We start from the raw sequence: 7,605 nt of genomic DNA, 5'->3' as shown, positions 1-7,605 counted from the left end.
CCAGGCGCCGGGGCTTCTATTGCATCTGTCGCACTTGTACATAGAAAGATCGAATAGTATAGTCGGGATTTCGTGGAATGACTCCACTGAACTATCCTACTCAAAGATCACGTAACTGTCGAACTTCAGTCCAACAATCTGATCAACTTCGTATTCAGTGCTCGCCGGAGCTTCTACCCTTATCTCTTCCTTTCCGAGAGAGATGCGATAATCGAGAATATTCCCAAGATAGACCCTCTTTTTGACTGTACCCCTTACCTCCGATTCGTCGGCAGTCACTAATCTTACGTTTTCGGGCCTGACGGCAAACACGTATCTTTTGCCCGACATACTATCTAGCGAGAAATGCTCGATTGGGAATGAAGATGCATCTGGTGAATCAACAAATCTGGCTTCGAATCGACCTCCCGCTCCAGAGACTTCTACTTTCATGAAGTTTATCAGGCCTATGAAATCGGCGACAAACTGATTTTCAGGCCTCTCGTACAGCTCTCTTGGTGTGCCGAGCTGCTGTACAGAAGCGTCATGAAGCAGCAAAATTCTATCGGACATCGCCATCGCCTCGGCTTGGTCGTGAGTGACGTAAATGATCGTGACCCCGATTCTTCTCTGAATATCCTTGATTTCGAATCGCATCTCCTCTCTAAGCTTCGCATCCAGGTTGCTGAGAGGCTCATCCAGAAGCATCACGTCTGGCTCCATTACGAGCGCCCTGGCCAGCGCTACCCTCTGCTGTTGACCACCGGACAGCTGATGTGGATAACGTTTCTCCATTCCGACAAGTTTCACCAAAGACAGGACTTTCATTACCCTTTCTCTGATTTCAGGGGACCTGGCCTTCTTTATCTTCAAAGGATAAGCAACGTTTTTGAAAACATCCATGTGAGGCCATACAGCGTAGTTCTGAAACACCATGCCCACATTTCGGTCTTCGGGAGGAATGAATATCCTACTCCTCGTAGAAGACACAAGGCGGTCTCCAATGAAGATCTCGCCTTCGGTAGGCATGTCGAAACCCGCGATCATCCTCAGCGTAGTTGTCTTGCCACAACCCGATGGCCCCAGGAAAGAGACAAACTCATGATCCTTTATCTCAAGATCTATATTGTTTACCACATTGACTTCCCCAAATGACTTTGAGAGACCCTTAAGAACCACGTTAGACATTCAGACCACTCCCTTCAGATTCCGATCTTGCCTTTAGTAAGCCACTTCACAATGAGGTTACCGGTTATGACTATTATCAGTAACAGGGTCGCGAAAGCGGCGGATATTTGGACGTAACCGGCTTCCTGCATTTCAAATACTGCCACCCCTATTGTAACCGTCTTTGGCCCCCAAAGCAGAATAGACATCGTTAACTCCCTCAAAGCCGGCATGAATATTAGGAACCATCCGGCGACCAAACCGGGTCTTATAAGAGGTATGACGATATCTCTCAAGGATTTCAGCCAGCTTCCTCCAGATATTCTTGCCGCCTCTTCAAGTGATGAATGAATCTGTTCAAGTGAAGCAGACGTAGTTCTTATGGCAAAGGCAGTATAGTGAGCAACGTAGGCCACTAGAAGAATCCAGAAAGTGTTATAAAGGTTGATTCCATAACGACCCGACCATGCAAGTATCATAGCAATGGCTACAACAGTTCCTGGAATTGTGTACGGAATCTGAGCAACAGTCTCAAGAGCCTTCCTTCCTCTAATCTTGGTCTTTACGCTTATGTATGCGATTAACGACCCAAGAATCATTGAGATCGTTGCAGCAGAGATGGCGAGGAGCAGGCTGTTCTTCAGTGCATCTTTGGTCAGTTTGTACTCGAAGAGAATATACCTGTAGTTCCTAAGAGAGATGTTTTCCCATGTTATGTCGGCTCCCCAGGCATCAAGCAGAGAGGTGAGAGCGATCGAGAAGAAGGGAAGAATAACCGTGACGAATACAACTATCGCAGCAAGGACTAAGCAGGGTAGCTTCCATGCCCTGAGATCAAGTGTCGTCGGCCGCATGCTCTTTCCCGAAATGAGGGTATACTGTTTCTTCTTAAGATAGAGATTGTTTATTAGCAGTGCCCCCACCGAGACTCCCATCAACAGCACCGAGAGCGATGAGGCCATAGCGATTCCGTTGAAACCTCCGCTATGCATATATGAATATATCATTGTAGTCAATACAAACACCCTGCCTTGCATTCCGATCAAAGCGGGAATTCCAAAATTTGCAATGCTTGAAGCGAAAACGAGCAGAGCCCCTCCAGCAATGCTTGGAGCAACTAGAGGCAGTGTGATGTCCTTCATTATTCGCAGAGTCTTTGATCCACAGGTTCTGGCAGCCTCTTCAAGAGTTGGATCCATTCTCTCGAGCGCCCCAACCACAGTTATAAAGACAAATGGATACAGATAAAGAGCCATAACCCAAACCAGTCCGGAAAGGGTGTTCACGTTGAACACATATCTATCAAGTCCAAAGAGAGACATTATCCAGCGATTAACATAACCATTTCTCCTGTTCAAAAGCTGCGACCAGGCTATAGCTCCAACAAAAGGAGGTATCATATAAGGAAGAATGAAGAGCGTCTTGAACAGTTTGGCAAAAGGCAGATTCGTTCTGGTTACTAACCATGCCAGCGGCGCCCCCATCAAAACGGCGAATAACGAGGTTAAGAAGCCCAGCTTCAAGCTATTCAGAAGTGCCGTGTAGTTTCTGCTGGCGCTGAAGACCGTTGCATAATTCTGTAGAGTGAACACTCCGTCCGACTTGAAGCTGTTCATGAAGAGAAGCGTGAACGGAAAAACAACCAGAATCCCAATTAGTACGAAAGCGCTGCCGAGGATAATCGGGTCAACTTTGAACTTCTTCTGGATCAAAACAATCACTCCCCAAAACAGAGTATGACCCGACCGCTACACGGCCGGGTCACAAGAACCTAAAACAGCATTATGTCCGCGAAATTGGTGTTGATTTCTTCAAGGCCTTCTTCGATGTACTTCCAGTCAATATCCATTGCCTGAGAAAGGATTTCTGCTGCAGGAGGGGTGTTGGGCGGCGGGTTCACATCACTGCGAACCGGCACGAGTGAACCAAGCTCAACCTGCGCAACCTGTCCATTAATGGATAGAATGTAATTGACAAACTGCATAGATGCTTCCATGTTTTTCGTAGACTTCATTATTGCAACGGGACTGGGAATGGCTATCGTTCCATCTTCAGGGTAAATGATGTTTATGGGACTACCCTTGACGTTAAGATCGCGCGCTATGTAATCAAGAGTCATTCCCACAGGAAACTCTCCAGAAGCAACCTTCTGTGCAACATCACTGTTACCCCTAACAACCACCGCCTCATTCTTTCTAAGGTCTCTGAAATAATCCCAGCCATACTTCTTTGCAAGTGCCCCAACGGCCGCTACAGCTGCACCAGAATACTCAGGGTTCGGAATCACAAAATCGTCGAACCACGTCTTATCAGTCATCTCTTTCCACGTCTTGGGAGCTGTCTCCGGAGTGAGGTCTTTCGTGTTGTAGCAGATTACCATGTTGATCAGTCTGCCTGCATAGTAATAGCCTTCAGGGTCTTTGAAATTGTCTGGCAGGAAGGCCGCCTGTTCGGGATCGATCTTTGCCAGCAGACCGAGTTTTTTCAAGCTCTCGTAGTAAGAAAACTCAGCGACCCATATGACATCTGCCTCGATATTCCCCGACTGCATCTCGGCTGCAATCTTTGTCTGGATTGTACCCGTGCCGGACCTGAAGACCTCTACCTCAATAGTAGGGTTCTCCGCCATAAAGGCATCGGCAATGGCAGTCATTATCTCTGTGGGAACCGAGGTGTAAAGCATGATTTTTCCCGAACCGAAAATTAGTGCACCGCAGATCAGCAACATAAAGACAATAGCAAGCTTTCTCATAGACTACCTCCTCAGTAGGGCACGGAACCTAGTGCTTTCCGTCAAACCCAAAGATATTAGGGATTTCATCGAGCTTCTCGAGAGCTTTGAGCTTCTCCTCGTCTCTCTCTGCAATGTAGAGAACTAACGCGTTGAGGATTGCCATGGGTACGACCAAAGAATTGAGCAGGGATACAGGACCTCTGTTTGCCACAAGAGTGACTTCAGACTTGAGGGCAAGCTCGGAAACACTGCTGTGTGTCAACGCTATCGTAGGTATACCTTGCTTCTTTGCGTAGTCGAAAGACCTTAGAATGTCGAGAGAGCATCGAAAGAAACCGATTCCAAAGAGAACATCATCGCTATTCATGAGCAATAGCGTCTCGTAGAAAGGTTTTCCTCCGCCGGTTACTAGTCTCGTATCTATGTGCATTCTTCTGAATCTGAATTCGAGGAATCTGCATAAAGATTCCGAGACCCCCTGGCCTGCAATAAAGACTCTCTGAGCTTTCTCAATAAGATCTACTGCCCTGTAGAACTCATCCGGCGAAACCTTTGAGATGCCGTTCTTCAGATTCTCGACCTCTGCAGTGAGCAGCCTTTCAAAAGTGGTTTCTCCGGACTTGATCTTACGAACCGTCTCTGTCATCTTCTCTGCGGGAGTCAGTTTCTCCTTTATTAGCTTTTGAGTGTGTTCTCTGAGTTCGCTGAAACTTGAGTATCCGAGGGATTTGGCGAACCTGATCACCGTTGTCTCGCTAACCTTCAACCGCTCTCCCAATTCTCTAGGAGAAACGAATGCCGTGCTTTCCCAGTTCTCGAGAATGCTGTCCGCTATAAGTTTCTGCGACTTTGGAAGCAAAGGATACACTTCGCGAACCCGATCAAGAATAGTCATTTTCAGTGAGTCCTCCTCAACTACAGGCCGAAGTAACACTCGCCTGTTCCGTTCACGAGAGAATCATATACCAACTTTGTTTTTTCAATGTAATCTCGGCTTCTATCGAGCGCAAAGCCCCTCCCAACAGCTCCCACCACCTCGCAGCCGGCTAACTTGGATTCATACTTGTCCAGAAGATCTACAGCTCCTCTTGGAGGTGCGCTCCTTCCATCAAGGATCAGATGAACGAAGATTCTCCCGGCTCCATTTAGTCTGGCGGCTTCACAGACCGCGATCAGCTCGTGAATATTCCCGTGAGAGCTAGACTCGGAAAGCACGCCTATAACGTGAACTTTGCCGTCCAGCGCCTTTCCTTCGATGGCAGCTTTGATTTGGGGATTGTCCACAAGCCCAACTTCCATTGCTTTCATTAACCTGAGCTCGTCCTGTTCAATAACTCTACCGGCACCTATCGTGAGGTGCCCGGTCTCTGAATTGCCGCTTCTTCCTATTGGAAGACCGACCTTTTCTCCACTGGCGATCAGTCTTGTGAAAGGAAAATTACTCTTCAAATAATCGAGATTTGGAGTATCTGCGGCTTTCAACGGATTGATCGAAGGATCATCGGCTCCCTCTCCCCAACCGTCAAGAATTACCAGTACAACTCCGTTTGAGGAAGGTACAACTTTGATCAGAGAAGACCCTGTCATCTCTTCCGGTCTTTCAATACCCATTAGAGATAGAACCGTAGGAGCGACATCCGCCAGAGTGCCTTCTCCAAGCTCCATCTTCTGATTCTCAAGTTTGCGATTCACTAGTACAAAAGGAACCTTTGCAGTCGTATGCGACACGGAGGGGGAACCGTCTTCGTTTTTCCCCCTTTCCATTAGGCCGTGATCGGCAGTTATGATCAGTGTTCTTCCAAGATCCATTGCCTGCCGGAATATCTTCCCCAGAGCCTTGTCAACTTCTTCGGCCGCGCTGATCTTGAGTCTCATATCTTCGAGATGGCCGATTACATCCCCTGCGGGGAAGTTGATAATCATGAAGTCATACTTGTCCATTGCCTTCACTACTGAGTTACCGATCTCGGCGCTCTTCATCTCCGGATGGCTACCGAAATCCCTCCAGCTCGGAATAATCTCTGCGATTTGACCACCGTAAAGCCTGCTTCTACGTCCATTGAAGAAGAACGTTACATGTGACTGTTTCTCGGTCTCAGTAACAGCAAGCTGTTTCACATTCTTCGAACTTAGTATTCCAGCGAGTGTTACAGAAGGTCTGACCGGGGTAATGACCGGTTCGATATCGGCAAACTTTTCGTGATACTCGACCAGCGGAAGAAAACGCAGATTGGGAAACCTCTTCACAGGAAATGAAGAAAACCCCTTTTCGACGAAAGTCTCCATAAGCTGGACTTCCCGCTCTCCTCTCCTACAGCAGAAGATAACCGTATCACCATCCGAAATTCTTCCGACGGGCTGCCCCTCTCGGCATTTAACCAACGGTTTTATCCAGTAGTCTGTGGCGCCTTTTTCGTAGTGCTTTTTAATTGTCTCCCTTAGGTCTTTCAGACCGCTATTTGGCATCAGCGAGGCGCTCCTTCCATTTTGCAGTGACGGTTTTGTTTTCCCGCATAACCCTCATTCCATCACCAGGGGCGAATCCTTCTATGGTAACCGAACCTTCATAGAAGCTGGCAAGCTCCTTCAGAACAGGGAGAAAGTCGTATTCTCCTCTTAGCAGAGGAAGATGTACCTTCTCCCTGCTCGCATTGCTAATGTGAACATTGAAGATCTTCTTCAGATTCTTCATGTACTCAACGATTCTATGGTTAAGCTTGCCTTCATCAACACTGTTTTTGAAGCATGACGCCGCATGAGCTATGTCGAAAGTCGTCCCTACACAGTCCATATCAACCTTCTCAAGAAGTGCATTCATTTGATCCGGAGTTGTTATTAGCTCAAGCGGTTTCTTCTCCATTACTTCTATCGCTACCTTCAATTCTAGAGATCTCGCCCGAGTACCGATACTTTGGAAGATCTCAACATGTTCACCGAAGTAGTCTCTGGGTGTATCCTTTGAAGAAGACATATGGCCGGGATGGATGGTAACCACTTCCGCTCCAAGCTCTCTGGCAATCTCAAGTGCCTCGAAAGTCTGGCTAACCGATTCTCCGCGGATTCCAGGATTTGAAGAAGTGATGTTGATATCTCTTGTCGGAGCATGAAGAGTCCTATTGAGTTTTAGTGAATCAAGGAGCTGCCTTAGCTGACAAAGGGAGGATTCTTCCTTCCACAAGTGCTCTACCCAGATCTCGATTCCGGTTACCCCTTCTTCAGCAAAAGTCTCAATAGCCGTTCTCAGAGAGTAATCGGTCAGTATGTTCGAACTAAAAAGGAAATCCATTCGCTCATCTCCATATGCAGTAATTGCTTCATATTGTCTGGCCAACAGCAGCAAGATGAAGCAATAGCTTCACCAATAGAATACCATACGTTCCGAATAAACAGAAATGTGTGAGAAGGCGTAAGCAGAAACAATTCCGAGTAAATTGAAGCTGTCATTCCCTCAGCAAACCTAGGCACCGATAATCAGTACTAATCGAATGTGAGAGTTACGATTTTCGGTAGCTAGCGAATGGCTTCTCTACTAATCATTCAAGAGAATGGATCGACTTCTTGGGATTATCAAGTCATCCTCCTTTTTCATTTGGAGAGATATTTGCTCTATTTACTCGTCAGTCGAAATAATCGGTCATATTCGCTCGTGAGCGTTTTTTGAGAAACTACCGGCAACGTGTTATTGTGAAGTAATCGATTACTTAGAGAAGGAGAAGTGAAGATGG

At 47.0% G+C, this 7,605-nt stretch carries 6 protein-coding genes; all 6 read right to left on the bottom strand.

Going from position 1 to position 7,605, the window contains the following annotated elements; translation table 11 throughout:
- Positions 1-96 precede the first annotated feature (96 nt).
- From RJ60_RS14805 to RJ60_RS14780, 6 genes are read right to left on the bottom strand one after another with little or no spacing between them, the layout of a single operon-like run.
- On the bottom strand, positions 97-1,167 hold the full coding sequence (locus RJ60_RS14805) for an ABC transporter ATP-binding protein (RefSeq protein WP_099830118.1): 1,071 nt from the start codon (positions 1,165-1,167) through the stop codon (positions 97-99).
- Positions 1,168-1,181: 14 nt separating this feature from the next.
- Complete coding sequence (locus tag RJ60_RS14800) at positions 1,182-2,858, bottom strand: iron ABC transporter permease (RefSeq protein ID WP_099830119.1); 1,677 nt, start codon at positions 2,856-2,858, stop codon at positions 1,182-1,184.
- 59 nt (positions 2,859-2,917) lie between these two features.
- Complete coding sequence (locus RJ60_RS14795) at positions 2,918-3,898, bottom strand: ABC transporter substrate-binding protein (protein WP_099830120.1); 981 nt, start codon at positions 3,896-3,898, stop codon at positions 2,918-2,920.
- A 28-nt stretch (positions 3,899-3,926) separates the two neighbouring features.
- Entirely contained in the window at positions 3,927-4,775 is an 849-nt protein-coding gene (locus RJ60_RS14790; RefSeq protein ID WP_099830121.1) for a MurR/RpiR family transcriptional regulator, read from the bottom strand.
- 20 nt (positions 4,776-4,795) lie between these two features.
- Positions 4,796-6,346, bottom strand: a complete 1,551-nt coding sequence (locus RJ60_RS14785; protein ID WP_099830122.1) for a sulfatase-like hydrolase/transferase — start codon at positions 6,344-6,346, stop codon at positions 4,796-4,798.
- On the bottom strand, positions 6,336-7,166 hold the full coding sequence (locus RJ60_RS14780; RefSeq protein ID WP_099830123.1) for a sugar phosphate isomerase/epimerase: 831 nt from the start codon (positions 7,164-7,166) through the stop codon (positions 6,336-6,338). The genes RJ60_RS14785 and RJ60_RS14780 overlap by 11 nt, the downstream gene beginning before the upstream one ends.
- Between the last annotated feature and the right edge of the window lie 439 nt (positions 7,167-7,605).

This window comes from Mesotoga sp. B105.6.4 (assembly GCF_002896535.1).
Lineage (GTDB): Bacteria > Thermotogota > Thermotogae > Petrotogales > Kosmotogaceae > Mesotoga.
This window is presented reverse-complemented; position numbering and strand designations above follow the sequence as displayed.